Genomic DNA, 26202 nt, shown 5'->3' with positions numbered 1-26202 from the left:
AATTGACGATTGCGCAATATGAGATCATGGCCGAAGCAGCAAGGTTAAAAGAAGTAGACAAAGATTATCGAAATCATTTGCAAGCATTCCTTAATTTTGCGGTACGTGCAAAGAAGAAAGCTGGAAAGAATAAGCAGAAACCAGTTTATCCAACATTTAAGAGGTTTTATGACTATGAAGATGCGATCGAACAGGTAAAACAAAAGAACAAGCCAGATCGCTTTGAAAAGATGAAGAGATTGTTAAGAAGGAGGGAGAGCTGATGGCAGAATCATATAGTGTTGAAGCAATATTAACAGCAAGAGATGCTGGATTTGAAGCCGGAATGAAAGCAGCTCAAAAATCCACACTATCTTTAGGAAAAGTTCTTAAAAGCGGAATCGGTTTCGGGGCAATGGCAGCAGTAGGAAGTAAGGCCGTATCTGTAGTTACTTCTGGTCTTTCAGAAGTTGTAGGTGGTTTAAATGAATCGAGTGCTGCATGGAAAACTTTCGAAGGCAATATGAGCATGAATGGCCATTCAAAAAAAGAAATAGCAAGTACCAAAAAGGAACTTCAAAAATTTGCAGAGCAAACAATTTATAGCTCTTCTGATATGGCATCTACATATGCACAGTTAGATGCAGTTGGAACCAAAAGCACAACAAAACTTGTGAAAGGTTTTGGAGGTTTAGCGGCAGCAGCAGAAAATCCACAGCAAGCAATGAAGACCTTGTCTCAGCAGGCTACACAGATGGCTGCGAAACCTAAAATACAGTGGGAAGATTTCAAATTGATGGTTGAACAGACACCTGCAGGTATTGCGGCTGTTGCAAAAACGATGGGAAGATCTACACAGCAGTTAATTAAGGATGTTCAGGATGGCAAAGTAAAAACCGAAGACTTCTTTGCAGCGATCGCTAAGACAGGAACCAATAAACAATTTACAAAACTTGCAACAGAATATAAAACTGTTGGCCAGGCGATGGATGGTTTAACAGAGACAGCAGCAAATAAACTGCAGCCTGTGTTTGACAAAGTATCCAGCATTGCGATTAAAGGAGTAAGCGATGTAACAAATCTTTTAGATAATGTCGATGGAAATAAGATAGCAAACAAGATCGGTGGATTTGCAACAAAGGCAGGGAAATATTTTTCAGTTTTTAAGGCAGATGCAAAAGAAGTAGGACAAGCATTTGGTTCGGCAGTAGATGCTGTTGGCAAAAGCTTTGGGAAATTAAATGGTTCATTTGGTTCTGCAAAATCTATATCTGGATTTAAAAGTATATTTGGTGGAATTACCGGAGGATTAAAAAGTTTTGCTGGATTTTGTGAAGATCATTCAGATGCAATTGCATCACTGATAACGCAATTACCAAAATTATTAGTAGCTTACAAAGGTTTTAAAATTGTAAAAACTCTTGCACCTGGGATAGGAAGCTTTACGAAATCAATTTTATCGTTAGCTGGAAAAGGAATTACAGGACTTGCAGCAAAGCTTTTTGGGGTAGCTGCAGGTGAGGTGGCTACAGGAAATTCGGCTAAAGTAAGCAATAAGTCAGTTTTAGCGATGGCAAAAAGTACAATGATGTTAGGCGTAGGAGTTTTAATGGTTGCAACTGGATTTGGGATTATGGCACAAGCAAGTATTGCACTAGCTAATTCCGGCGGATTGGCAATAGGGATAATGCTTGGGATGACTGGTGCATTGGCTGCACTTGTAATTGGCGGAATGGCTGCAATGAAGATATTTTCTCAAACACCAGCAAGAGCACAAGCTGGAGCAGTAGCTTTACTCGCTTTAGGAGCAGGAATATTAATGGTTGCAGCAGGTCTAGCAATCATGGCAGCAGCAAGTATCGCACTTGCTAATGCAGGAACACCAGCGATTGCTTGCATGGCAGGAATGGTTGTAGCAGTTGGAGCATTAATGGCAATCGCAGGAGCGGTTGGACCAGCGATGACAGCAGGGGCAGTTGGATTTATAGCTTTTGGAGCAGCAATTGTCCTTGTTGGAGCAGGAGCATTATTAGCAGCTGCATCGTTAGCGGTTGTTGCAGGAGTTCTTCCAACAGTGGTGCAATATGGAACTGCAGGAGCCGTGGCTATAGCATCACTTGGAGCAAGTATGATAGTATTCGGAGCAGGAGCGGCAGTCGCAGGAGCTGGCTGTATTGTACTTGGAGCTGGATTACTAGCAGTTGGAGTTGGTGCAACAGCTGCGGGAGGCGGACTTTTAATACTTGGAACCGTATTGCTTGTAACAAGTAAAGGATTCACAACATTTGCACAAGTGATCAAAACAGTTGTAGATGCAATCAGTGGTGGTCTAAGGACAGTATTAGACGGAATTGCAAATGTGATCAAATCCGTTGGAGACTCCGCTAAGAATGCAGGAATTGGTTTTAAAAGCGTAGCTGAAGGAATCAAGATGATCTCTGGATTATCAATCGGATCAATAGCAAAAAGCCTCGGAGCGGTAGCAATTGGAATTGGGAAGATTTCAAGAAAAGGCTCTGATATCCAACAGACCGCAAATGGCATGAAAACTTTATCCGCAGCGTCTGTTTCTGTAAATTCAAGTTTTGGATCCATGGGAGCGAAAGCAACATCAGCGCTATCTGGAATCAAAAAATCAATGTCCAGTACGGCCAATGCTGCAAAATCATCTGGAAAGAAGATGGGAAGCGGGTTCACCTCTTCCATGCAAAGTGGATTAAGCAAAGGACCAGGTATTGCCTCAAAAGCTGTATCTAGCACAAATTCAAGATTACGTTCAGGACGATCTGGAGCATACAGTGCAGGTGCTTATATCAGTCAAGGGTTTGCACAAGGAATGAGTTCATGTCTGGGACAGATCGAAGCCGCAGCATCCAGAATGGTATCAGCAGCAGAAAAAGCGATCAGGGCAAAAGCTCAGATCCATTCGCCATCCAGAATGACGAAAAAAGATGGTCGTTACATAGCGGCAGGTCTTGCAATTGGTATCAGAAATGGTATCAGCAGCGTGAAATCTGCAAGTAAAACTTTAGCAAAAACAGCGATAAACACAATGAAGAAAGCAACAAAATCTCGTAAATACGAAGATGCAGCAAGTAATGCGATCGACAAATACAAGACATCAATGAACAATAAGGTGTCCAGCATTACAAAATCTTTAAACAATAAGATCAATGCAGGTATCAAGAAGCTTAAGAAACAACATCCGAAATTGAAAAAAGCTTATACGAAGGTTGGAAAAATTCTGAAATCCGATATGAGCAAAACGATCAAAAAACAAGGTCAGAAAGCGATCAACGCAGTAGATAAGGCATTAACAGCTCTTGGAAAGAAGTACCAAGAAAAATACGATGCAATTGCGGAGGATAGAGATAATTATAAGAGCAAATTAGCAGACTATGGCGATCTGTTCAGTTCCGATAATTATGGATATATCTCTTTGGTAGACTTTAAAGCTCAGAAGAAACAGGCTGACCAGCTTGCGAAGAACATGGAGAAACTAAAAAATGTACTTCCATATGATCTTATGAGAGATATTCAGGATCTCGACACAGCGCAGGGACTGAAATATACAAATGAGCTTTTAAAGAAAAGTGACTCTTGGCTGAAGCAGTATGGAAAAGACTACAGCTCATTCATGAGTAGTGCAAATAAAAACGCAAAAGCATACTATAAGCCATACATTGATTCTTTAGACAAGGATTATAATAGCGAAGTTACAAAAGTACTGAAAAAACTTAAGAAGCAGATGAATACGATCGCACAGGATGCCACAAAAGGATTTGTCAAAGGGCTAACATCTAAGTCGAACAAGAAAGCTTTAAATAAGGCGGCGAAAGACTTGGCAAACATCCTTACCAAAGCCGTAAAAGGGAAATTAAAAATCCATTCGCCATCCCGTGTTATGAAAGCCTTAGGAGTATTCGTTGTAAAGGGATTTGTCAATGGAATCTCTTCTATGGCAAATACATTAGATAAAACGATGGATAGTATAATTACAATTCCAAACTTTAACAACCTTGCGATCGCAGGAGATGTTGGAGGAAGTCTTAACAGTGATTATGACTATTACACACAGGCAGAATACACGATTATTGTCCCAGTTGATCTTGATGGGAAAGAGGTTGCAAGAGTAACAGCACCATACACAGAAGCAGAGCTAAACAAACGACAGACAAGGCAGAACAGAAAACTTGGAAGAAAGTAAGGAGGGATAGGAAATGTATAATTTTATTGACACAAACGAATATATGAGTGAAGCAGTCCTGCCCTCCGAAGCCTTAAAAATAAATGGAGAGTATATCGAGGATCTGATTAAAGGATATAGGACACTTTATGTATCCGGAAGAGAAGGACTGGCTCAGGAGCTTAGCACATATGAAGTTGGAAACAGAAATGGATCCGGAGTGAATTACAGGAGATACCCGATACGAACGATTGTTGTCGGGTACCAGCTTGTATCAGACTCTCCTGGTGCGTTTCGGTCTGCTTACAATAAGCTTGCAAGTATCTTAGATACAGAGGACGCAGAGCTTATATTTAACGACGAACCGGATAAATTCTTTACTGGTACGCCGTCTGGATTGGGCGAAGTTGAACCAGGAAAAAATGCAATCACGAGTGAAATTGAATTTACATGCGTGGACCCGTTTAAATATTCCGTCGAAGAATACGAGGTAACTCCTACAATAGACAGTGGCGGTACGTTCGCTGTTGACTACAACGGAACATACAAGGCGTTTCCGACGTTTGAAGCCGATTTTTATCAGGATGAAAGTGGAGAAGAACATGACAATGGACGTTGTGGGTATGTTGCATTTTTCAATGACAATGAAAAGATTCTGCAATTTGGAAATCCAGAAGAATTGTCAGAAGAGGCAATCGAGGTCGTAAATACAGAAACAAATACTTATTTAGTACCAACAACGAAAGTGTTGCAAAATCACGTATTTACAAAATCGAGCAACTGGAACTCTGTAAAGTCAAAATATACATTAAACAATGGAGTTGTTTATAAAAATCACACCAAAACCGGTACGATAGGAGAAAAACACTCATATAACACGACACAGGAAGGCACATATTATCTTGCGGCTACAGGATACGGTTCCGGAAAGTCATGGCATGGACCGACGGCAACATATGCACTAAGCGAGTCAGCAACAGATTTTGAATTTACATACAGCCAGAAACTTGCAGTCGGAAGTGCAAAAGCAGATAAAAAACAGTGCGGTGCATTTCAGATGATTCTATCGGATTCCAGTGGGGCAATTATTGCCGGTGTTGATATATTCAAAGGAGCAGACGGAACCAAAGGAACCTGCAGGATGATTGTGAATGGAAAAGTGATGAAAGAAGCATCACTTGACTTGTCATATCATAATAAATGTTTCGGAAACAACAGGTCTGCAGATAAAAAGAAGAAGATAACAGCAATTAATACAGTAAAGGCATCGAGCATTACAAAAAAAGGAAGTACGATTACTTTTAATATTGGTGGAATCAAAAAAACTTTTACCGTTAGTGCAGTAAAAAGTAAATCAGTAACAAAAGTTACAGTCGCATTTCTTGCAAAAGGAAGCTCAAAAACATTAAGTTTTAACGGTCTTTATCGCATGAAAATGGTTAAAGATTACAAAAAGACTGTGAATGAAACGATAGAAACGATAACAACAGAGTATCACGATGTGCAGAATAAGTTTAATGTGAATGACGTTTTGCTTGTTAATTGCAGCGATGGTAGTGTTACACTTAATGACCTTGACCGTCCTGATCTCGGAGCACTCGGAAATGACTGGGAGGAATTTTGCTTGATTCCAGGGACGAATCAAATCGGGACAAGCTATTCAGACTGGGTAGATTCGTCCTATGCCCCGTCCTTTAAGATGCGGTATCGGGAGGTATTTATATGATTCTTTATTTTGCAAACAGAAAAATGGAAATACTGGGAAGTGCTGCTACAAATCTGCCGAATGGTATTAAGATTCTGGAAGACGTCAAAACTGAAGAAACCGAAACAGGAGTTGCGACATTTAGTTGCAAAATACCGTTTACGAAAAAGACAAGAAAAAAAGCAGAAGAATATACAGAGGTTGGCAATTATCTTTTGCGAAGCAATGGAGACGAAAACGAATTTTATACCATCATCGATGCAGAAATCGATACAGAAACTCGTGATATCTATGTTTACGCAGAAGATGCAGGTCTTGAACTGTTAAATGATATTGCATTAAAGGTTTCTTATGACTCTGCGCATAACCAGACATGGTATGTTTCAGAGACAATAAAAGACACAGGATTTGAAATTGGCATTGATGAGTCGGATGATGCTGAAAAGCAGTTATCCTTTGATGAAGAAACAATTACAAAAAGACTTAATTCCATCACAGAAGAATTTAGCTATGAACTTTCTTTTAGCTTTTCTGTTGAAAACTTATCTATCACGCACAAATACGTGAATATATATAAAAAACGAGGAAAAGATACTGGTATACAGTTAAGGCTAAACAGGGACATCAATAAGATAATTACTAAAAAATCTGTAGCAGATTTGGCAACAGCACTTTTAGTAACAGGTGCTACACCGGACGGAACGGATATTCCGGTAACTTTAGACGGTTATCAATACGATGATGGAGATTTCTATGTTGATGGTCATTACCTAAAATCAAGAAATGCATTTGACCGCTGGGGAAGAGTTGTATGGAAAAACGATTCTGGGAAAATGACAGAAAGTGAACGGCATATCGTAAAGACATTTACATATGACACAGTAAATCAGGAAGAATTGTGCAAGCAGTCCATTGCGGAATTAAAAAAAGTGTGTGATATTTCTGCAAATTACGAGGTAGATATTGCAAAATTGCCTGACGATGTAAAAATCGGCGATACTGTTAATATCGTTGATGACGAAGGTGAACTTTATCTATCTGCAAGGGTTTTGAAGCTAGAAAAAAGTGTTGCAGATAAGTCAAATGTGGCAACTCTCGGAGACTATCTGATAAAAGAAAACGGAATCAGTCAAAAAGTCGAGGAGCTTGCGGCACAATTTTCTGAGATTGCAAAAAACAGGACACTTTATACGTGGATTGCATATGCGGATGACAAATATGGTTCAGGAATTACACTTGATCCGGACAATAAACCATATATAGGTATCACAACAAATAAATTAAAAAAAGAAGTAGATATTTCTGACCCTTCGATTTTTGCGTGGTCTAAAATTGAGGGTGGACAGGGAGAACCTGGAAGAAGTCAGGAAAAAGTAGAGGACCAGTATTATCTTTCTACGTCGAATACAGAAGCAATCGGCGGAGAATGGTCTTTTAAAATGCCGGAATGGGAAAGTGGAAAATATATCTGGAAGCGGTATGCTGTGACGTGGTCAGATGGAGCTGTGACTTATACAAGCCCTGTCCTTGACAGCGCAATTAATCATGCAAACGAAGCATCTGATTACGCTATACAGCAGGCAGGCGTTGCGAAAGATTCGGCAGATAATGCCAAAAACGCAGCAATTTCGGCTGAAAATAATGCAAAAACAGCTTCCGACGCATCAATAAAGGCGCAAAATACAGCGAATGAAGCTAATGCTATTGCATCTACAGCACAAAGTGTTGCAAATGCCGCTCAGAAAGCTGCAGACGAAGCAAATGCAGATGTTGCAGTCATTAGCAAAGAAGTATCAAACATCAGAGAAGATGTTGCTATAGTAAGAGATGACCTTCAAGACAAGGTAACAACTGTAAAAGAAACGATGGAGGCGTTTTATGCGAAGAAAACAGATGTATCTGATACAGAGGCAACAATAAGGGCGGAAATTAGCAAGAGTGTCGCAGAAATCCAGACGACAATGGAATCTGATTACGCAAAGAAAACCGAACTTACAGAAGTCCAGTCAAATTTACAGACTCAAGTAACCCAAAATGCCACAAACATAACTTCCACAGCATCAGCGGTAGAAGAAGTAAGAATTGACGCATCGAATGCTCAAAATAAAGCAGCAGAGGCTACAGTGACAGCAGGTAATGCACAGAGTGCTGCAGACGAAGCAATACAAAAAGCTAATGATGCACAGGTGTCCGCAACGCAGTCTGTACAAGCCGCACAGGCGGCACAGGAAAAAGCTAATGATGCACAGACATCTGCTGATACAGCACAAAAAGCCGCTGAAAATGCTAACGTAATAGCTCAAGCTGCACAGAAAGATTTAGATACTGCAAAAGAAAATCTTGAAACAGTAAAAAATAGAGTAGGTGCTACAGAAGAAGATATTGCAGCAGCACAGGCTGCCGTTGATACAGCGCAAAAAGCTGCGGACTCTGCGAAAGCAGATGCTACAAATGCAAGTTCTGCAGCTGCGGCTGCGCAGAAAGTAGCAGATAAAGCAAAGTCAGATGCCGCAACAGCCCAAAGTGCAGCCGATATCGCACAGAAAAATGCACAAAATGCTAAAACTGCAGCGGATAATGCTCAAAAGTCTGCCGATGAAGCCAATGCCGCTATTGGTAATCTTGCAAATACTGTTACCACAATGAGTACAAAAGTAGACCAAAACGCAGAGGCAATTACTCTTGCTGCGACAAAAAAAGAAGTGGAAAACAAGCTATCTGGATATTCAACTACTTCTGAGATGAACAGTGCAATAAATATGAGGGCAGACAGCATTCTTTCTACAGTAGAGGAAACATATACGACAAAAACCGACACGGAAGAACAGGTTAATTCTATAAAAGCATCTTTGGAATTGAAAGTTAACAAAGATACATTAATCTCCGAGATTAATGCAAGTGCCGATGTGGTTACTTTGAAAGGAAACAGGTTTGTTGTTGATTCGGATAATTTTAAACTGACAGAAGATGGAACCGTAACTGCCAATAATGTTAATTTGACTGGAACTTTTACAGCAAACTCAAGTATGATAGATGATGTAACTGGAGAAACTGTGGAGTTTAATACAAACGTTGGTTCTAGGGGAATAGTATTAGAAAGAAAATCAGATAAAACTAAATATACCAGTATAGATAATAGTTCCATAATTATTGATGGTGGAAATGTTGACCAATCAATAGCAAATATGTGTTTTTCCCCAAGAATACAATTAAGATATACATTGGGCGGGGCAGCGTATTCAACAAATATTGGATATAACAGCATAAATTTGAGTGAAAACGGTAATGACAATATATTCGCACAATCAAACGGCACGCTCGGAGCAATTAAATATACATTTTCAAATAATGCCTATTCAATTAATTACATTACGTGTAAATCTTATAATAATCTATATAACAACTATTATTCCGTAGAAGGATACCATGCATTTTATTGTAATGGGGTTGGTATAGCATATATCAATAGCGAAGGCATATCAATGGGTGGTTATGATATAAAATTCAATTTAGGAAACGGTATTAAATACGGTTCAAGTGAATGGATATTAAGACCATACACTTCTGGTGATTATAATGTTACAGCACTAGGTAACGGAAATAGAAGAACTGTACTGTATGGAAGTCAGGTTAGGTTATCATCCGCAACAGGAACTGTAGTATCATCAGACAGGCGATTGAAGAAAGATTTTGCTGATTTTGATGAACGGTATGATAAGTTTTATATGAATTTAAAACCACAAATGTATAGGATGGCTTACACGAAAAATTCAGAAGAATATAAAATCACAAATGGATTTATCGCTCAGGACGTTGAAGACGCACTATGCAATGCAGACATTAATCCTGCGGAACTTGATTTAATATCTTGCGAAACAGCAGACAAAGATTTCTTGAATGAAATGTTTGAAGGCAATCCACCTGATATAGAAAAACAATATTCGCTAAATTACAGTGGATTCATCGCATTAAATACTTACATGATTCAGAAAACAAGAAAAGATTTAATGTATCAGGCTGGTCGAATCGACCTGCACGAGACAATTATTCAGGATTTACAAAATCGTGTTTATCAATTACAAAAACAATTAAAAGAACTGAAACAGGCAGCAGCGTAAAAACTGTTGTCTGTTTTTAATTATTCACACGAAAGGAGCAAAATTATGCTGGAAACAAAAAAATCAACAACGTTAACGGGAACTGTAAAAATCGGGGATAAACAAGTGGTTTATTTAAATGCCTCCATATCTTCTGACGGCAGCTCTGATAACATTAATCAGACGATTCAGGACAAAACCTTATATGCAGACAATAAGGCAGAAGTAAGAAAAGACATCGCAGCGTTTACGGAAGAGTTCTACGCATTACAAGATGCAGAAGCAACAGAGGAATAAGAAAGAGAGGTAACAAGTTATGAAGATGAAACTTGGAGAAATCAGAGGAAGATTGGAAGGATTGCTGAAAGTTGCAGAGAAAACATTCCCAGCAAAAGTTAATTACGCAGTTGCAAAGAATTTGAAAATGTTAGAAAGCGAATTTAAGGAACTGGAAGAACAGCGGATTAAGATTTGTGAATCCTACGCAGACAAGGACAAGGATGGCAAAGCAAAGACCAAGACTGTAAAAACGAACAACGGAGAGACTGGGATGTATGTATTTTCTGGGGACGCGCAGGAACAGTGTAATAAAGAGTATGCGGACCTCTTAGGAGAAGAAATTGACTTGGATATTCATACCGTGGATGTGGCGGAATTGGATAAATGTGATGAGAGCGAGAGATTCAATGTTCCGACCGCAACAGACTATATGGCAATGGAGTTTATGTTTAAGTAGAGGTGAGTAGATGACAATATTAGAAGTAGTAAAAAATGTACGGACAGCTATTTTTGGAAAAGATGTTCGAGAATCAATCGCGTCTGGCTTCGAAACGATTAATTCTTTTGTAACAGAATCAGTTACACAGATGGAAATGTCTGTAAATGATACGAAACAGAGACAGGAAGATTTGAATACCAGATTTGATGAGTATATTAAAAACATGTCTTCTGAAAATCCTTCAGTTGCGGAAGTTGTAGATGCTAGAACCGATGCAGATGGAAACGTATCCGATACTCTTAAAACACGTTTGGATGGAATGGATGCATTAATAAAAACTGTAAAAGAGGGATTGCTGGATGTAACATATCCGGTAGGCTCTCTTTTTCTTGCAACATCTGAAATTCCTCCAGAGAATTTGCTAGGTGGAAAATGGGAAGTGTATGGACAAGGCAGAACAATTGTGGGCGTAAATCCAGAAGTTGAAAAATATAATACTCCTGGAAAAACAGGAGGTACAGAGACAGTTACATTGACAACTGATCAGATTCCTTCCCATGGACATAATGTAAAAGTAAACAGCAGTGGAAGTTGCTCCATTTCTAAGTCAGGAGGACATACACATAAGTTTAAGGTCCTAAAGAACCAAACCAAGACCGAAGGTGCAAGGGATATAATTCATGTAGACGGAACGGGGTCAAGTTGGAGTGGTGTTATTACAGATAATGGGGCACATACACACACTGTCCCGAATCATGCACATACACTTAGTCAAAGCAACGTTGGCGGCGGACAAGAACATAATAACATGCAGCCATATATCACTGTATATATGTGGGTGCGGGTATCATAGAAAGGAAAGTGAGGAAATGAAAAAAATGGATAAATTATTCAATTGGATTAGCGTTGCAGTTGGAATCACCGGAGGATTCTTTTCTTATTGGATGGGGGGATGGGACATACTACTAAAGACGATTGTATTTCTTGCAGTAGTCGACTACATAACCGGAATCATGAAAGCTGTATACTTAAAACAGCTGTCATCTGAAATTGGGTTTAAGGGTTTATTAAAAAAAATTATGATGTTTATTGTGATTGCTGTTGCTTTTGTGATTCAGCAGCTGATTGGCGGTACGGTACCACTAAGAGAAGTTGTAATAATGTTCTATATTTCGAATGAAGCGCTTAGTTTACTTGAAAATGCAGCGATATTTGTAAAAATTCCGGAAAAGATGCGTGATGTATTGTTGCAGTTGAGAGATAAGGATTCAGAGGACGAGTAATCGTCCTATTTTTATTTTAGGAGGTAAATAAAATGGCAAGTTATAATGTACATGGTGGACACAATCCATCTGGGAAAATTGCGTGTGGAGCGTCAGACTTATTGGACGAATCCAAAGAAGATAGAAAGATTGCAAAAGCAATTATTAAGTATCTAAAAAAGGAAGGAGCAACAGCATATAATTGCACAGTTAGCAATGGAACAAGCCAGATGGATGTGCTTAAAAAGATTTGTGAAAAATGCAATAAGCATAATGTAAGACTCGATGCATCCATTCATCTTAACAGCGGTCGTAATGATCACAAAGGAGATAAAAAGATTGGTGGGTTTGAAGTGTGGGCTACAGCATACACAGGATTGAAGAAAGAAGTGGCTAAGAGAGCAGTAGCTAATATGAAGAAATTAGGATTCACATCCCATGGAGATCCATATAAAACTAAATCTAATTTATATTATCTGAACCACACAAAGGCTAAAGCATTGTTGTTCGAAATCTGTTTTGTCGATGATAAAGATGATTATCTTCTGTACAAAACAGTTGGTGCGGATGCGATTGGAAAAGCTATTGCAGAAGCAATCGTAGGGCATGCAATCAAAACAAGTGCAACTGCTAAGGTAGCAGCAGTATTTAAAACAGGTGTATCTGTTAAAATTGTCGGAAATGCGAAGTATGGAGGATCTGCTAATGGAAAAGATGTCCCATCTGCATATATCGGAAAGAAATACACAGTAACAAAAGTCCAGACAAACAACGGACAGCAGGAAGCACTTATTAAACAGCTTAACAGCTGGGTACCAACAAAATATTTACAGATTGTGTAAGATTACGGCCGGGAGAAATCCCGGTCTTTTTTTTATGCAAAAATTTATTTATTTTTTTCGGAATAAGAAATACATGCAAGTCTCTATATTCTAATAGGAAGCAATAAATAATAATGTTTTGCCAGAGAGAAATCTCTGTCTTCTTTGTTTGCAATTCTTGTGTATTTAGATTAAAACACAATCCAAAACCACAATATCTTGTAAAATTCAAAATGAAAAATCTATATATGATGTATCCAAAATATCACAAAACGTGTATAATAAATAACAGATAGAAGCACATAGAAGTGTATAAAAGAGTATAATAGTAGATAGATGCAAATAGAATCAGTTAACAGTTACTATAAGTTGCTACTTATTTGAAGTAGCAGCTTTTTGATATTTTGGGAGGTGAAAAATTATGTATAGTGCAGTAGATATAGCAGATTATATTGTGGACAGATGTGCAGGATTGGGCCGACCAGTATCTAACTTACAGTTACAAAAAATATTATATTATGTACAATTGAATTTTCTAAGAAAATTTGATGAATGCGCTTTCTGGGATGATATTCAAGCATGGAGACATGGACCAGTAGTAAAAGAAGTGTATTATAAGTATAATATTTTCGGAAGACATGCGATTGTGCCAAGAATTATGCAGAGTACAGAAAGTATGTTTTCGGTAAGAGATAAGAATTTAATAGATAATGTAACAGATGCTTGTATTGAATTAGATCCGTGGGAGCTAGTAGAGAGATCGCATAAAGTCGGTGGACCATGGCATCAAAGTTTTAATGGAAATTTTGATAAGGTAATACCGAAGGAAGTGATGAGAAATTATGTACAAAACTAATAATGATAAGATATTTCTTGATGAAGATGTCCATACAAATAGTAGCAAAGTAAGAAATGAAGAAAGCGATGCCGATAATGTGTCTGCAGAAATAGCGCAGATGGTTATAGAAATAGCACAAGATAAAAATACTAGTAGTGAACGCTTGTTAGAAATATATTATAGATTGTATGAGTTATACTCAAATGGAAATAGACATTCATATTCTGTAATTTCTGCATCTATTCAACAAAATATGAAAAAAGAAACCACTTTTATAATTAGATTGCAAGATAATATGGAGGCATTCTTGCAATTAGTGCAGAGAAATCTTAAGAATGATGAAGATAATAAGAATGTAGAAGCATCCTTTAATAAATTGTATGATCATGTAATGTTAGAATGTAATAGGATGTGCTATATAGCCAAGATTAGCAAGGATCTTAAAATGCAGCAAGATATTGTAAAGGATCAAGTTAATTCTGCAGTTATGGATATTAAAAAATTATATGCGGATTTAATAGGAATCGTATCTATATTTGTTGCGATATTTGCCTTGATTACAGTAAATGCTAATATTGCTTTTAAGCTGACAACAACTAATATGAACAAAATATTTCTTGGAATTATAGTTATGAATGTATTTGTTGTTGCATGTATAATAGCATTACTTTATGCAGTAAGAAAACTAATTATAGATAAATTAACAGAAATAAGGTAACTCAAAAATCAAAAATAAAAGCTGTAGGAATCAAATTATTTCTACATTATTATTATAAACACGTCAAAGAAACCGCATAAAACCATGATTTTAAGCTTTCATTGAAGAAGCTGCTAAAGCAGGTAAATTCTAAGAAACCGCTAAAATTCGTGGTTTTTTTGGAACGATAAAAGTAGTAAAAAGTAAGGAAAAGTAGGTCGTTCCTACAATATTCCTACAAGTGAATAAAAAAAGAGTTAAGAATGTATATCATATCTTAGCTCTTTTTTTCGTATAAATTTATGTGATTTTCATGATTTCTGCCATTAAGCATTCTGGCTTCCTTTTAGTGAAGGTGCAAAAAATACACCCTATCCATTTGTAATTTGTGTAGGATGTATGATATAATTCTAGTTGCGAAGTAGGACTATATCAACATCCTTGGTTGATAGGTTCCGCCGCCCAGCTATGCTGGGTGGTTTTTTATTTTGATTTATTAACTTTTGCAGAAAAACAAGTTAATAACAAACCTTACATGCTCGCTTTTTAGGGCATTTAGATTTTGAACCGCTATAAATTGTACGAGAACGACTCAATGTAGGACAATTTTTAGTACAATGATACACGGATCCGTTTGGTACCCAATAAACAGTTCCACCCTTGTTAGATTTCTTAGCTGAAGAAGACTTCTTTTTTGCAGATACTTTAATTGTGCATGTTGCTTTTTTGCCAGATTTCATCGTAACTGTAATTTTTGCAGTCCCCTTCTTTTTGGCCTTAATTTTTCCTGATTTATATACAGTAACAACTTTTTTATTGCTAGATTTCCATTTCTTTGCAGAATCACCTTTGGCATATTTTAATTTTAATTTATAAGTTTTTCCTGCTTTTATCTTTACGGTCTTTTTAGTAAATTTAACAAAAGGTTTTAATTTTTGGATTGTAGCTGTTTGTGTTGTGTAGCAATACCAGCATTCGCGTTCTTTCAATCCTGTTTTGTAGATGGTGGCACTTTTTACAACATACCAATCGTCCCAGTCATGATTTCCTTTGGCGGGAATGTCTCTGGTTTGAGTTTCATAGCAATTATAGCAGTAACGGGATTCTTCTCCTGTATCTCCGCATGTTGCTTCATAATCTGTGGACCAGTTGCTCCAATTATGTTCACAGGTGTCGTCTGCCTGAACTGGCATTACAGGTAATAGTAATGCAAATGTTAGTAGGATACATAGTAGTTTCTTTTTTATACTTTTTCCTCCATTGTAATTGTAAAAAATATAATTAATTGGTATAATATAATTTGTTTATAGATGGAGGATTATTCTCTGCTATTTTTGCCGCCTGGTTGCCGCCGGGCGGTTTTCTATTTCATTTAAGTAAATCTTTTAATCCGAATGTAGTCTTGTTATAAACTTTATTATATGCAGACTTTTTTGGATCTTTTATCCAGCCAGTTCCTTTTTTCCCATATCCAGGAATAACAGCCCTTTTAATTGCGCGTTTGGCTTTAGCTGTAGTTCTTGCCTTAATGGATTTTTTTAAACTTGGCTTCCTCATTCCAAATTTCATAATTGCACAACCCCTTTCATGGTCAAAATTATCAATATTGAATTTAGCTTAAATTTTTAATATTATGTCGGTAATATTCTAAAATATCTACATTTTGAATATCATCGTAATCACCGCGTTCGATATGCTCTATTTCATGTTGTGTAGATATACGCTTCTGTTCAAAGCTTAGGCAAGAATTTAAAACGATTGGATAATTTTCTAATCCATCTGGCATATCTTTGTAAATTACGTTGGCTGTCCAAAAGTACGGACATCTAGTCATCACCCTTCATTCTCTTTACCATTTCAATTACAAATTTTAAATCTTCCGGAGAAGCGTTCTTTGATGCATCAAATAAAATTCGTAAATCTGGATTTTCGTATATTTCTTGAGCAATTTGTTTTGTTTCGTTGTTTAGATAATAAGTTGATGCATTTTCGTCCTTTTCTTCTATTAAATCAGAACGATTAATTTCAAAATACTTAGCTAGAGCATCAACTTTATCCATTCGCGGTAATCTTGTTCCATTGCACCAAGCCGATACAGAAGATTTGTTAAATCCTAAATCATTAATTAAATCCATTTGATCTTTTTCATTGAGTTCCATGTACTTTGTTAAGTTTTTTGAAAAAATATCTTTATAATAATCGTTCCCCATATGTTCACCTCTTTCTTTGAGATAAATAACTTATTTAAAGCATACTACTTTAAGTAGAAAAGGACAATATAAATTGTAAAAATAATCTACAAAATGTATTGATATCTACTTTTTATATAATTACAATATCTACAAAAAGTTGAGAAAAGTGGTAAACATTTGAAAGCAATACAGGTTAGTTTAGCTACAGCAATAGTAAATGCTGAACTAATACAGGAAAAAGTAGCTGAAAAAAAGGAAGTTACGAGGGCCGCGATTATATCTTGGGAAAAAGGAAAAATTGTTCCATGGATTCCAGAAATGGAGATGTTAAGTAGAATCTATAGGATTCTGCAAGACAATATTTTTTACCATGCTACTCTACAAAGAGTAGAGTTAAGGCAAATCAGAGATAAATAAAAAAATCAAAGGAAGGAGGGATGTAGATGTGAAAGTACTAAAAAGTATTTTAGAAGAGTTGGTGTTGAAAAACTTTTGCTAAAGCTGTTCAGAAAGCCATTTATGACATAGTTCAAGCAAACGAGTAGACATTAGATAATTCTGAACGCCGATTTTATTTCCAAAACCTTCAATAGAGATTCAATTAAGAGGATTGGTTGAATAACCAGGAAGTGAGAAAGACGAAATATATAGATGACAAAATTAGTAATAGTCGGGGTTCTTATTCTGGAAATAATTGTACTTATTAAAGCATGGAAGAGCATAAAAGAAGATCCCTTAAGAGAAATAAAAAGAGATCTTCTGATTCAAGAAGTACTGATATATGGTCCCAGGTTCGAGTCCTGGATGGTCCATTTTTTAGATATTAAAAAGAAAAAACCCGATAGAGACTGGTTGCGACAGGCACTGACGGACTTAATCATCGGGATAATCTTATTGATTATCCATAAGCTATTACATTAGCTAAGGAGAGCGAAAGCTCTTCTTGTAAAAATAGTATAACACAAAAAACTTATCTGTGTAAATTATGTTATATAAGTTATGCATATTTTTTGTTGCGATTGTCATTCTAATTGTATGAACATAGAAATAAATGTGAGTCGCCTAAATGAGCCGTCTTCTATAGAACAGACATTTTTTTCAATCTGTTCCATGCCTGGTAAAGCATATCTTCTGTAATCGGATAAGGATAATGGTTGACATCAGACATGAAAGGAATCCGTGTAATCGTTTCTCTAAATTCATCCGGTGTGATATCAATCTCAGAAAGTTTTGTCGGGAGACCAAGTTGTTTATTGAGCTTATATATTTTGAGAAATTCTTCCTCTTGTTCATCACAGAGTAGCGCAAATAATACTCCAAATCCAACGACTTCACCATGGAGATGCTTTTCCTCTATGACAGGGTACTTGGTCAAAGCATAGAAAATCGCATGGGCAAGACCACTGTTATAATCAGGTGTAAAGTCACGGGTCAAGAAAATGGAAGCAATTCCGGTTGTGACAACGATTGCCAGAACTACTTGCTCAAGAGCATAACTGCAGATTTGTTTGCGATGATCTTCAAGTGCCTGGGGTCTCGCAATTGCAGCTGTAACTGCAATGTTATATAAATATAAAGACCGTTCGGATGGTTTTTTGTTTATTGTAGGAACCGTTTTAGGAGGTGCATATGAATATTTCTGCAGTGTCTTTACCGAGATGATATTTGGTACTGTGTTCTGGGATTACAGCAAGATTCCTTTTAATCTTGGAGGCAGGATTAATCTACTATACTGCTTTTTTTGGGGAATTGCAGCTGTGGTCTGGATCAAACATCTTTATCCGTTCTTTTCTAAAATAATAGAGAAGCTTCCTTTATTATGGGGAAAAATCTTCACATGGATATTGATTCTATTTATGAGTTGTAATATTGTAGTTTCATGTATGGCTTTAACACGATCTGCTCAAAGAAAGGATGGAATTCAGGCAAGTGACAGCTGGCAGATGTGGGTGGATGAACATTATAATGATGAGCGTCTGGAAAGAATTTATTCAAATGCTAAATCTGTAAAATAAAATACTAAAGATGGTATAAATCAAAAGAAGGGATATTCTTTTTACTTCATAAAATTAGAATTGTAATCTGTAAATCCACATGCTATAATCCAGATAACTTATATTTTAAACTACATAATAGAGACCAAACATACAGTTATTTATATAAGTATTGTTATTGTATTTGGTTTTGACCATGAATAGTTGTGATATAAAAACTAATGAAGGACAATAAAAGGAGACAGAATATGAATATAATCAAATTAGTTTTAAGAACATTATGTGCTCTGGTTATCATATTTATAATTGGAATGACAACTGGAATAATAACAAATGAAATGATCATACCGATTATTACCGGAGCAGGAATCGGATTAGGTTTTTATATTATTTATAATAATAAAAAATAATTTAAAACTCAGAGTTGTCTGTCAGATTTTTGGCATAATGAATGATATCAAGATTATGCTCTGTTAGAAAAAGATTAAGTTTTGTAATATTCCATTGTTTCTGGTTAATATGAAGCATAATGGCAGCATCTCTTGGAACTTTTGAATATAATTCACCTAATTGTGCAATTCTTAACGCATGTTGCGTTGTATTTAAATCCATATTCGCACCAAGACAAAGGGCAAGGAGATAATCCCTGGAGGGATGAGGCTTCTTGCCATTTAATATTTCATGGGCATAACTTTGAGATATGCCGCTATTTCTAATAATCTCTGCAGGTGTTATATTATTTTGAGAAATATAGCAGGAAAAAAATTCCTGTAAATCTGGAGCAGCAGATAATTCTTTTAGATAAGATGGAAAGGAAGCTAAAGTTGCAGATTTTAATCTGTGATTCAGTTGTTCTGTTGATGGATTTGACATGATGATTACCTCGCATTTTTCTTTTATCTTTTGTTATGATACAATAGGTGAAGTAATTATACAAGAGTGATAGGGGATTGTTTTATGACAATAGAAGAGGAATACCAATTATCATGTTATGATGAACTAACACCATTGGATGAATCAGGGAAAGTGTATTTGGTAAAACAAAAAGATACAGGAGAAATTTTTGTAAAGAAAACAACAAGCTGGTATTCAAAAGAAGTTTATCAGCAGATAATGGGCAATCATATAAAAGGAATTCCAGAAGTTTATCATATTTATTGTGATCAAGCCAATGCCATTATTATTGAGGAATATATTCATGGACGGAATCTAGAACAATTTTTGAAAAACGAAGGTCCCTTAGATGAAGATACGGCAGCAAAACTGATGTTAGATCTTTGCAAAATCCTAGATCAGATTCATCATTTAGAAGTTTCGGTGATTCATAGAGATATAAAGCCTCTAAATATTATGATAAGTAATGAAGGAACTTTATATTTAATTGATTTTAATGCTGCCAGAAACTATGAACCAGGGCAAAGCAGAGATACAGAATTACTAGGAACAGAAGAGTATGCAGCTCCTGAGCAGTATGGTTTTGGACAGTCTGATGCACGTTCAGATATATATGCGGCTGGAATTACATTTCACAGGATGATGACTGGTAAATTTCCGCATGAAAAAGCACCATCTGGTAAATATAGGAAGATTATAGAAAAATGTATAAAACTTGATGTAAATTCAAGATACCAGGATGTGAGGGAATTGCAGAAAGATATTCAAATATCCATGGGGATTATGAAGAAAAAAAGAAATATTTTGAATTTTCCAGGTTTTAGATCAGGTCATCCAGTAAAAATGATTTCTGCTGTTTTCGGATACTTTTTTCTTGGATGGTTCTGTTTTACCATAGAACTTACAGATGTAGCAGGTAATATATTGACAGGAAAAACATTGTGGTTACAACGAAGTACCCTTTTCTTGTGTTTTTTTATTTCCATTCTCTTTTGTTCGGATTATATGGATATAAAAACAATAATCCTTGGGAAATGGAAAGATAAAAAACCATGGAGCTGGCTGCTGCAGATACTGATTGTATTCCTGATTGTATTTATTTTTGCAGGTATAATGTCTATAATGGAATAATACATCATAAATATGGAGCAAGTTTATCAACAGGAAAAAATATTTACATAAAAGTACAAAAACCAGGAAGGAATAGGTGATACATTATGGATTATAAGATCACAGGTTATGAACCGGAAAAATTATTTCATTTTTTTGAAGAAATCAGTGCAATTCCACGTGGATCTGAAAACGAAAAGGAAATCAGTGATTATCTTGTCAAATTTGCCCAGGAGAGAGGATTATGGTATCATCAGGATTCATTTTATAATGTGATTATCAAAAAAGAAGGAAGTAAAGGAAAAGAAAATCTTCCGGCAGTTATGCTTCAGGGGCATATTGATATGGTATGTGAAAAAAATTCTGATGTAGACCATGATTTCCTTAAGGACGGATTAGATTTAATGATAAAAGATGGAAATCTGATGGCAAAAGGAACAACTCTTGGTGCCGATAACGGTGTTGCCGTTGCATTGATGTTAATGGTTATGGATGATGATAATATCGTACACCCGCCATTAGAGTGCGTATTTACAACACAGGAAGAAATTGGTCTTAATGGAGCAGCATTTCTGGACAAATCTTTGATCCATGCCAGAACAATGATTAATATGGATTCTGAGGAAGAAGGAATTGCAACAGTTAGCTGTGCCGGAGGATTACGTATCAATTGTTCAAAGAATGTAGAGACAGAATCCTTAGAAGGAATATTGCTACAGATATCTATAGATCACCTGACGGGTGGACATTCGGGTTCAGATATTGGTAAAGGACGGGAGAATGCTAATCTTTTAATGGCTAGAATATTATATAGATTACTAAAAGATACGGATGGGAATATTGTCAGTATTAATGGCGGTAATAAGGATAATGCTATTCCAAGAAAATGTGATGCAGTTCTAATCTATACAGATTATCAGGAAGCTGAAAAAGCCGAAAAACTGGCATTGGATATGGCAGAAATAATAACAAAAGAAGTTATTGCCAGCGAACCGGATTTTTCCTGCAAAATATCATTAAAAAAAGGGAAGGCAGCAGCTCTTTCTAAAAAAGATGGAACAGATGTGGTCAATGCCATGTATCTGGCTCCGAATGGAGTTCAAAAAAGAAATATGACAATGGATGGATTTATTGAAACTTCTTCCAATATGGGGATTGTAGCAACTTCAAAAAATTCTGTTACAATAGTTTTTTCTCCAAGATCTTCTGTAGCTTCTTTAATGGACAATATGAAGCAGAAGATTATATTACTGGCAGATATATTCGGATTTCAATGTGATTTCATGGGGGAATATCCTGGATGGAGTTATGTTGATAAATCTACGATTCGAGAAATTTTTAAAGAAAGTTATAAAGAATTATTTCATGAAGAATTGAAAATAGAAGCGATTCATGCAGGACTGGAGTGTGGTCTGTTTTCGGATGCCCTTCCAGGATTGGATGCCATAGCAGTCGGTCCGGCCATCTACGAATGTCATACTCCAAAAGAATGCCTTCCGCTGGACTCCTTTGAACGTTTTTATAAATTGTTAAAAGAAGTATTAAAACGATTGACAGAATGCTTATAATAGCTGAAAAAGTAAGGGTTAGAAGATGAGACTTAATTTAAAAATACCTCCTGTGGGACAGAGAATCGTACGTTCTGTATGTGCTGTAATATTATGTTTTGCTGTCTATTTTTGTATGGGCAAGACAGGAATTCCTTTTTATTCGGCATTAGCCGTGCTGCAATGTATTCAGCCCTACCATGGTAGCAGTATGAAGATGGCAAGAAAAAGAACCATAGGAACTTTTATAGGAGCTTTTTGGGGACTGATTGTAATCATAATAGAAGTATATGGGCTTCAACTCTGGAGTTTTGGAAGTTTTTTCTACTATTTAATGATTTCATTTTTTACAGGAGTTGTTTTATATACTACAGTTTTATTAGAATGTAAAAATGCATCATATTTTTCCTGTGTGGTTTTTCTGAGCATTACAGTTATGCATATTTTTGATAAAAATCCTTTTTTATTCGTGCTTGACAGAGTATGGGACACCTTGCTTGGTGTGGTAATTGCCATATTAGTTAACTCTTTCCATCTTCCGCGGGAAAAGAGGAGAGATGTGCTGTTTGTTTCAGGGGTGGATGACACAATACTGACGAAGAATGATGAATTAACACCATTTAGTAAAGTGGAATTAAACCGAATGATTGAACAAGGTGCTATGTTTACAGTGTCAACTATTCGTACTCCAGCGTCTGTAAGAGAATCGTTAGACGGGGTGAATTTAAAACTTCCAATCATTGCAATGAATGGAGCAGTTCTATATGATATAGAAAATAATTCATACCTTATGTCTTATCATATGACATATGAACAAGCTAAAAGAATTATAGATATTATGAAAGAAGAGCATGTAGCATATTTTACAAATGTAGTAATCGATGATTCTCTGATTATTTATTATGAAGAACTAAACAATGAAGCAGTATTGAAAATTTATCAGCAAATGAAAAAATCACCTTTTCGTAATTATATTAAACATTCTTTACCTAAAGGTGAAAATGTAGTTTATTTTACGATCATAGATGAAAGAGGCAAGATTGAAAAGCTGCATCAGAGACTTTTGGAGCAGCAATGGATAAACGAGTATAGAATTGTAATGTATGATTCTGTGGATTATCCAGGATATACTTATATTAAGCTGTATCATCGTGATGCAACACGAGAGCATATGCTGGAGAGACTTTTAGAAATACTGGATATACATAAGGTAGTCACTTTTGGAAGTCTGAAAGAGAAATATGATGTATATGTGGAAGATTCAGATCGGAATATTATGGTGAAAAAGCTAAAAAGAAACTTTGAACCTATAAAAAGAGTTTTCAATAAACCAGAAGTAAAATATTAAAAATTAATATTATTTCAATTAGGCCTTTCTAAAGCAATATCCTTTTTTTCTTTCCATTGTTGTAACAGCCGTTATATTTTTTTACGCTGTCAGCGGAACAGGAAGAAAATCATATTTGATATGATTATCAGGAATAAATACACAGGAGGAGATATATGAAAAAGGAGAAAACAGGCACAAAACTATGCAGACATTGTAAAAGCGAGATACCGGCGGGAGCCAAAGTTTGTCCTAACTGCAGGAAAAAGCAAGGAGGAAAACTTAAATGGATTTTGCTGACACTGATCGTAATCATTGTTGCTTTAAGTTTTATAGGAGGAGAAGAAGAAAAGCCTAAGAAAACTTCATATAAAATAGGGGAAACAGCAACACAGAATGATATTCAGATTACATTAAAAAGTGTGAAGACTTCACGAGGGGAAGAATATAACAAGCCAGATAAAAATAAGATATTTATGGTATGTGAATTCCAGATTGATAATAAATCTGATCATGATATTGCCATAAGTTCAGAATTAAACTTTGAGGCATATATAGATGATTATTCATTAAATCAGGATTTTATGGCCCTTTCTTTAGATGAATTTCAAGAGAAAAATCAGCTAGATGGAGATCTTAGTGCAGGTAAAAAAATGAATGGTATTATTGCTTACCAGGTACCTAAAGATTGGAAACAGTTAGAAATAAAAGTACAGCCTGATTTCTGGGATGAAAAGATCAAATTTGTAAAAAAAAGATAGTAGTATAAAAGATAGTAGTATAGTAGTAAAAAAGCAGATATCAAGCTTCTAAAGTCTGATAATCTGCTTTTTTGCAAATGAATTATTCTTCACATTTTAATACATTATTGTAAAAACTATTCATTTCCCTTTTTGTTGCAAAAGTTGCCACATACATCTGGTTTCCCATGGCTCCTGAAAAAACATCAGGAATGCGGTCTACCATTTTCATATGCTCTCCGTATTTATTCATAATATCTTCGTGGGTCATTACAAATTTCTTACCATCTCTTAATCCTGCAAATGCACAATAAGAGTGGTTTCCGACAGGAAGAGTGGATTTATTGAAAGCAATCATATCTGCCCAGATTTTGTATACATTTGTGCTGTGAGCAAAATTGATCATGTCTGGAGTGAATCCTCCACATGGACGCATGTTAACTTCCAAAGCCACAATATCACCTTTTTTCCCCATTCCTTCATGATCTTCCAAAAGACGGAAAAATTCAAAGTGTATAAAACGGCTTTTTACACCAAAACTTTTCACTGTTGCGCGTCCTGCTTTTCTTGTGTCAGCAGGAAGCTTATTTACGATATAATAAATGGAATTGTCAGCATTATTTACAATATCCATAACAGACATTGGAGTTACATTTCCTGTTTCAAACATAGGATTACCATCAGCGTCAATAATGGCATCGTAAGAATTTATTTCAGCATTAATAAATTCTTCCATAATATATTGAACATTTTCCTGTTTTATTTCAAAAAATGAAGCTAATTCACTGTCATTACTGATTTTATATGTATCAGCAGCACCAACACCATTGTCTGGTTTTGTAATAACTGGGTATCCCACTTTTTTAATAAATTTCTTGCAGTTCTCAATGGTATCAACCAAATGATAACGAGCTACAGGAATTCCTGCTTTTATGTAGAATTCCTTCATTTTGGATTTGAATTTGATGCGAGGAATATCTTCTTCCTGGAACCCGCTTGTGATATGATATGCAGTACGAAGTTTTGCATCCCGCTCCAGCCAGTATTCATTATTGGATTCTAACCAGTCGATTGGTCCATATTTATGAATAAAGAATGCAACAGCACGATATACTTCATCATAATTTTCAAGACTATCTACTTTGTAATACTCATTCAGGCTTTCCTTTAAGTCATTGCTTAAATCATCATAAGGCTGATCTCCAATTCCAAGTACATTTAATCCATTGTTTTTTAGTTCTTTACAAAACTGCCAGTAGTTTGTAGGAAAATTTGGAGAGATAAAAATAAAGTTTTTCATATATACCTTCTTTCTAAAAATCATTGAAATTTAATCATTAAGTAAATAAGGGACAAAATATGTTACCTGTTTATACCACCAGTCCCAATCATGGTTTACATCAAATCCCCAGAAATCTACCCATGTATGGATTCCTTTATCTGCAAAAATAGAAGCAAGCTGTCGGGTTGTTTCAGGTTCTTCCCATGCACCCTGACCGACGCAAATGATGGATTTCCCGGAATTATATTTTTCAATATAAGGATGATCTGGTGACATATTTCCAAGATAGTGAACAGGGGAGTTGTTGTAAACCATTTCATCCATATATCCATCCCATCCATAATCAGCTGTGTAAATACCGCTTAAAGCAAGAAGTCCATCAAAAATATCAGGAAAGCGATAGTAAAGATTTACAGCATGTGTTGCACCAAGGCTGCAGCCAAATGCAATAATACCAGGATAGCCGTCCCATCCGTTTCGCTGGTTAACAGTTGCACGCATGAAAGGAACCATTTCATCAACAATGTATTTGATCCACTGCTCATAACGATCAATCCTCCAGTGAGGATCTCCGCTTTTGTTTGACCAGGTTTCTTCATCAATAGTGTCAATGGAAAATACCATGACCTGTCCAGATTCAATCCATGGTGACCAGACATCGGTCATTTTAAAATTTTCAAAATCATAAAAATGCCCATCCTGACAAGGAATAAATAAGACTGGACGTCCTCCATGTCCATATACTTTACATTCCATATCTCGATTCAGTGCAGGGCTGTACTGTTTAAAATAATGAATTTCCATAAAAACCTC

The 26202-nt window shown here is 36.1% G+C and carries 26 protein-coding genes and 1 pseudogene; 19 read left to right on the top strand and 8 right to left on the bottom strand.

The window, feature by feature from the left end; translation table 11 throughout:
• Positions 1-26: 26 nt before the first annotated feature.
• The 11 genes from KTB61_RS08950 (at position 27) to KTB61_RS08900 (ending at position 14324) form a co-directional block, all read left to right on the top strand.
• Entirely contained in the window at positions 27-263 is a 237-nt protein-coding gene (locus tag KTB61_RS08950) for a hypothetical protein (RefSeq protein ID WP_083638210.1), read from the top strand.
• Entirely contained in the window at positions 263-4186 is a 3924-nt protein-coding gene (locus KTB61_RS08945; protein WP_075758476.1) for a tape measure protein, read from the top strand. Before KTB61_RS08950 ends, KTB61_RS08945 begins: the two co-directional genes overlap by 1 nt.
• 13 nt (positions 4187-4199) lie before the next feature.
• Positions 4200-5891, top strand: a complete 1692-nt coding sequence (locus tag KTB61_RS08940; protein WP_075758477.1) for a distal tail protein Dit — start codon at positions 4200-4202, stop codon at positions 5889-5891.
• Positions 5888-9988 carry a phage tail spike protein gene (locus KTB61_RS08935; RefSeq protein WP_216697318.1) on the top strand — a complete coding sequence of 1367 codons (4101 nt, stop codon included), beginning with the start codon at positions 5888-5890 and terminating at the stop codon, positions 9986-9988. Before KTB61_RS08940 ends, KTB61_RS08935 begins: the two co-directional genes overlap by 4 nt.
• A 45-nt stretch (positions 9989-10033) precedes the next feature.
• Positions 10034-10264, top strand: coding sequence for a hypothetical protein (locus KTB61_RS08930; RefSeq protein ID WP_216697317.1), 231 nt, complete (start codon positions 10034-10036; stop codon positions 10262-10264).
• Positions 10265-10283: 19 nt separating this feature from the next.
• The gene (locus tag KTB61_RS08925; RefSeq protein ID WP_216697316.1) at positions 10284-10703 is read left to right on the top strand and encodes a hypothetical protein; all 420 of its coding nucleotides are present in this window, start codon (positions 10284-10286) and stop codon (positions 10701-10703) included.
• Positions 10704-10713: 10 nt separating this feature from the next.
• Entirely contained in the window at positions 10714-11538 is an 825-nt protein-coding gene (locus KTB61_RS08920; protein ID WP_216697315.1) for a phage baseplate protein, read from the top strand.
• Between the two features lie 25 nt (positions 11539-11563).
• Positions 11564-11968, top strand: coding sequence for a phage holin family protein (locus KTB61_RS08915; protein WP_216697314.1), 405 nt, complete (start codon positions 11564-11566; stop codon positions 11966-11968).
• A 32-nt stretch (positions 11969-12000) separates the two neighbouring features.
• Positions 12001-12789, top strand: coding sequence for an N-acetylmuramoyl-L-alanine amidase (locus KTB61_RS08910; RefSeq protein WP_216697313.1), 789 nt, complete (start codon positions 12001-12003; stop codon positions 12787-12789).
• Positions 12790-13189: 400 nt separating this feature from the next.
• A complete protein-coding gene (locus tag KTB61_RS08905; protein ID WP_216697312.1) occupies positions 13190-13624 on the top strand; it encodes a Panacea domain-containing protein in 435 nt (144 codons plus the stop codon).
• On the top strand, positions 13611-14324 hold the full coding sequence (locus tag KTB61_RS08900) for a hypothetical protein (RefSeq protein ID WP_216697311.1): 714 nt from the start codon (positions 13611-13613) through the stop codon (positions 14322-14324). The genes KTB61_RS08905 and KTB61_RS08900 overlap by 14 nt, the downstream gene beginning before the upstream one ends.
• A 497-nt stretch (positions 14325-14821) precedes the next feature.
• Here KTB61_RS08900 and KTB61_RS08895 read toward each other — a convergent pair whose 3' ends face one another.
• The 4 genes from KTB61_RS08895 to KTB61_RS08880 all read right to left on the bottom strand — a co-directional run bounded on the left by KTB61_RS08895 (position 14822) and on the right by KTB61_RS08880 (position 16513).
• Positions 14822-15496, bottom strand: coding sequence for an Ig-like domain-containing protein (locus tag KTB61_RS08895; RefSeq protein ID WP_216697310.1), 675 nt, complete (start codon positions 15494-15496; stop codon positions 14822-14824).
• 175 nt (positions 15497-15671) lie between these two features.
• Complete coding sequence (locus KTB61_RS08890; protein WP_075758683.1) at positions 15672-15872, bottom strand: hypothetical protein; 201 nt, start codon at positions 15870-15872, stop codon at positions 15672-15674.
• A gap of 43 nt (positions 15873-15915) precedes the next feature.
• On the bottom strand, positions 15916-16089 hold the full coding sequence (locus KTB61_RS08885) for a hypothetical protein (protein WP_216697309.1): 174 nt from the start codon (positions 16087-16089) through the stop codon (positions 15916-15918).
• 40 nt (positions 16090-16129) lie between these two features.
• Positions 16130-16513: a helix-turn-helix domain-containing protein gene (locus KTB61_RS08880; RefSeq protein WP_075758681.1), complete on the bottom strand. Its 384-nt coding sequence runs from the start codon at positions 16511-16513 to the stop codon at positions 16130-16132.
• A gap of 159 nt (positions 16514-16672) precedes the next feature.
• Between KTB61_RS08880 and KTB61_RS08875 the strand changes: the two genes are divergently transcribed.
• Complete coding sequence (locus KTB61_RS08875) at positions 16673-16912, top strand: XRE family transcriptional regulator (protein ID WP_216697308.1); 240 nt, start codon at positions 16673-16675, stop codon at positions 16910-16912.
• A gap of 234 nt (positions 16913-17146) precedes the next feature.
• Positions 17147-17416 carry a hypothetical protein gene (locus KTB61_RS08870; RefSeq protein ID WP_075758679.1) on the top strand — a complete coding sequence of 90 codons (270 nt, stop codon included), beginning with the start codon at positions 17147-17149 and terminating at the stop codon, positions 17414-17416.
• Between the two features lie 157 nt (positions 17417-17573).
• Here KTB61_RS08870 and KTB61_RS08865 read toward each other — a convergent pair whose 3' ends face one another.
• A complete protein-coding gene (locus KTB61_RS08865; RefSeq protein ID WP_216697307.1) occupies positions 17574-17930 on the bottom strand; it encodes a dehydroquinate synthase/iron-containing alcohol dehydrogenase family protein in 357 nt (118 codons plus the stop codon).
• A gap of 85 nt (positions 17931-18015) precedes the next feature.
• Here KTB61_RS08865 and KTB61_RS08860 point away from each other — a divergent pair.
• Both KTB61_RS08860 and KTB61_RS08855 read left to right on the top strand, forming a co-directional pair.
• Positions 18016-18510: pseudogene (locus tag KTB61_RS08860) on the top strand (putative ABC transporter permease); the annotation flags it as partial.
• A gap of 227 nt (positions 18511-18737) precedes the next feature.
• Complete coding sequence (locus tag KTB61_RS08855; RefSeq protein WP_158024870.1) at positions 18738-18899, top strand: hypothetical protein; 162 nt, start codon at positions 18738-18740, stop codon at positions 18897-18899.
• A gap of 1 nt (position 18900) precedes the next feature.
• Here KTB61_RS08855 and KTB61_RS08850 read toward each other — a convergent pair whose 3' ends face one another.
• Positions 18901-19362, bottom strand: coding sequence for a helix-turn-helix domain-containing protein (locus KTB61_RS08850; RefSeq protein WP_075758678.1), 462 nt, complete (start codon positions 19360-19362; stop codon positions 18901-18903).
• Between the two features lie 84 nt (positions 19363-19446).
• Between KTB61_RS08850 and KTB61_RS08845 the strand changes: the two genes are divergently transcribed.
• From KTB61_RS08845 to KTB61_RS08830, 4 genes are all read left to right on the top strand, one after another.
• Positions 19447-20514, top strand: coding sequence for a serine/threonine-protein kinase (locus KTB61_RS08845; protein ID WP_216697305.1), 1068 nt, complete (start codon positions 19447-19449; stop codon positions 20512-20514).
• An 86-nt stretch (positions 20515-20600) separates the two neighbouring features.
• Entirely contained in the window at positions 20601-22061 is a 1461-nt protein-coding gene (locus KTB61_RS08840; RefSeq protein ID WP_216697304.1) for an aminoacyl-histidine dipeptidase, read from the top strand.
• A gap of 25 nt (positions 22062-22086) precedes the next feature.
• Complete coding sequence (locus KTB61_RS08835; RefSeq protein WP_216697303.1) at positions 22087-23388, top strand: HAD hydrolase family protein; 1302 nt, start codon at positions 22087-22089, stop codon at positions 23386-23388.
• Positions 23389-23543: 155 nt separating this feature from the next.
• Positions 23544-24128: a DUF4352 domain-containing protein gene (locus KTB61_RS08830; RefSeq protein WP_216697302.1), complete on the top strand. Its 585-nt coding sequence runs from the start codon at positions 23544-23546 to the stop codon at positions 24126-24128.
• A gap of 82 nt (positions 24129-24210) precedes the next feature.
• Here the strand turns inward: KTB61_RS08830 and KTB61_RS08825 are convergent, their stop codons facing one another.
• Both KTB61_RS08825 and KTB61_RS08820 read right to left on the bottom strand, forming a co-directional pair.
• Positions 24211-25407, bottom strand: coding sequence for an ATP-grasp domain-containing protein (locus tag KTB61_RS08825; protein ID WP_075758674.1), 1197 nt, complete (start codon positions 25405-25407; stop codon positions 24211-24213).
• A gap of 30 nt (positions 25408-25437) precedes the next feature.
• Positions 25438-26193 carry an esterase family protein gene (locus tag KTB61_RS08820; protein ID WP_075758673.1) on the bottom strand — a complete coding sequence of 252 codons (756 nt, stop codon included), beginning with the start codon at positions 26191-26193 and terminating at the stop codon, positions 25438-25440.
• Positions 26194-26202: the final 9 nt, after the last annotated feature.

The sequence above is a fragment of the Anaerostipes faecalis genome (genome assembly GCF_018982945.1).
In the GTDB taxonomy this organism is placed as follows: Bacteria; Bacillota; Clostridia; order Lachnospirales; family Lachnospiraceae; genus Anaerostipes; species Anaerostipes faecalis.
The sequence above is the reverse complement of the archived record's forward strand: the minus strand, read 5'-3'. Positions and strand labels throughout refer to the sequence as shown.

What these genes read in the sequence shown, in the direction of transcription:
- KTB61_RS08945 (WP_075758476.1), top strand. Translation starts at nt 263, where the DNA reads ATGGCAGAATCATATAGTGTTGAAGCAATATTAACAGCAAGAGATGCT.
- KTB61_RS08900 (WP_216697311.1), top strand. Translation starts at nt 13,611, where the DNA reads ATGTACAAAACTAATAATGATAAGATATTTCTTGATGAAGATGTCCAT.
- KTB61_RS08940 (WP_075758477.1), top strand. Translation starts at nt 4,200, where the DNA reads ATGTATAATTTTATTGACACAAACGAATATATGAGTGAAGCAGTCCTG.
- KTB61_RS08820 (WP_075758673.1), bottom strand. Translation starts at nt 26,193, where the DNA reads ATGGAAATTCATTATTTTAAACAGTACAGCCCTGCACTGAATCGAGAT.
- KTB61_RS08930 (WP_216697317.1), top strand. Translation starts at nt 10,034, where the DNA reads ATGCTGGAAACAAAAAAATCAACAACGTTAACGGGAACTGTAAAAATC.
- KTB61_RS08830 (WP_216697302.1), top strand. Translation starts at nt 23,544, where the DNA reads ATGAAAAAGGAGAAAACAGGCACAAAACTATGCAGACATTGTAAAAGC.
- KTB61_RS08920 (WP_216697315.1), top strand. Translation starts at nt 10,714, where the DNA reads ATGACAATATTAGAAGTAGTAAAAAATGTACGGACAGCTATTTTTGGA.
- KTB61_RS08905 (WP_216697312.1), top strand. Translation starts at nt 13,190, where the DNA reads ATGTATAGTGCAGTAGATATAGCAGATTATATTGTGGACAGATGTGCA.
- KTB61_RS08840 (WP_216697304.1), top strand. Translation starts at nt 20,601, where the DNA reads ATGGATTATAAGATCACAGGTTATGAACCGGAAAAATTATTTCATTTT.
- KTB61_RS08835 (WP_216697303.1), top strand. Translation starts at nt 22,087, where the DNA reads ATGAGACTTAATTTAAAAATACCTCCTGTGGGACAGAGAATCGTACGT.
- KTB61_RS08895 (WP_216697310.1), bottom strand. Translation starts at nt 15,496, where the DNA reads ATGCCAGTTCAGGCAGACGACACCTGTGAACATAATTGGAGCAACTGG.
- KTB61_RS08825 (WP_075758674.1), bottom strand. Translation starts at nt 25,407, where the DNA reads ATGAAAAACTTTATTTTTATCTCTCCAAATTTTCCTACAAACTACTGG.
- KTB61_RS08845 (WP_216697305.1), top strand. Translation starts at nt 19,447, where the DNA reads ATGACAATAGAAGAGGAATACCAATTATCATGTTATGATGAACTAACA.
- KTB61_RS08870 (WP_075758679.1), top strand. Translation starts at nt 17,147, where the DNA reads ATGACAAAATTAGTAATAGTCGGGGTTCTTATTCTGGAAATAATTGTA.
- KTB61_RS08915 (WP_216697314.1), top strand. Translation starts at nt 11,564, where the DNA reads ATGGATAAATTATTCAATTGGATTAGCGTTGCAGTTGGAATCACCGGA.
- KTB61_RS08910 (WP_216697313.1), top strand. Translation starts at nt 12,001, where the DNA reads ATGGCAAGTTATAATGTACATGGTGGACACAATCCATCTGGGAAAATT.
- KTB61_RS08890 (WP_075758683.1), bottom strand. Translation starts at nt 15,872, where the DNA reads ATGAAATTTGGAATGAGGAAGCCAAGTTTAAAAAAATCCATTAAGGCA.
- KTB61_RS08935 (WP_216697318.1), top strand. Translation starts at nt 5,888, where the DNA reads ATGATTCTTTATTTTGCAAACAGAAAAATGGAAATACTGGGAAGTGCT.
- KTB61_RS08950 (WP_083638210.1), top strand. Translation starts at nt 27, where the DNA reads ATGGCCGAAGCAGCAAGGTTAAAAGAAGTAGACAAAGATTATCGAAAT.
- KTB61_RS08885 (WP_216697309.1), bottom strand. Translation starts at nt 16,089, where the DNA reads ATGCCAGATGGATTAGAAAATTATCCAATCGTTTTAAATTCTTGCCTA.
- KTB61_RS08880 (WP_075758681.1), bottom strand. Translation starts at nt 16,513, where the DNA reads ATGGGGAACGATTATTATAAAGATATTTTTTCAAAAAACTTAACAAAG.
- KTB61_RS08850 (WP_075758678.1), bottom strand. Translation starts at nt 19,362, where the DNA reads ATGTCAAATCCATCAACAGAACAACTGAATCACAGATTAAAATCTGCA.
- KTB61_RS08855 (WP_158024870.1), top strand. Translation starts at nt 18,738, where the DNA reads ATGAATATAATCAAATTAGTTTTAAGAACATTATGTGCTCTGGTTATC.
- KTB61_RS08925 (WP_216697316.1), top strand. Translation starts at nt 10,284, where the DNA reads ATGAAGATGAAACTTGGAGAAATCAGAGGAAGATTGGAAGGATTGCTG.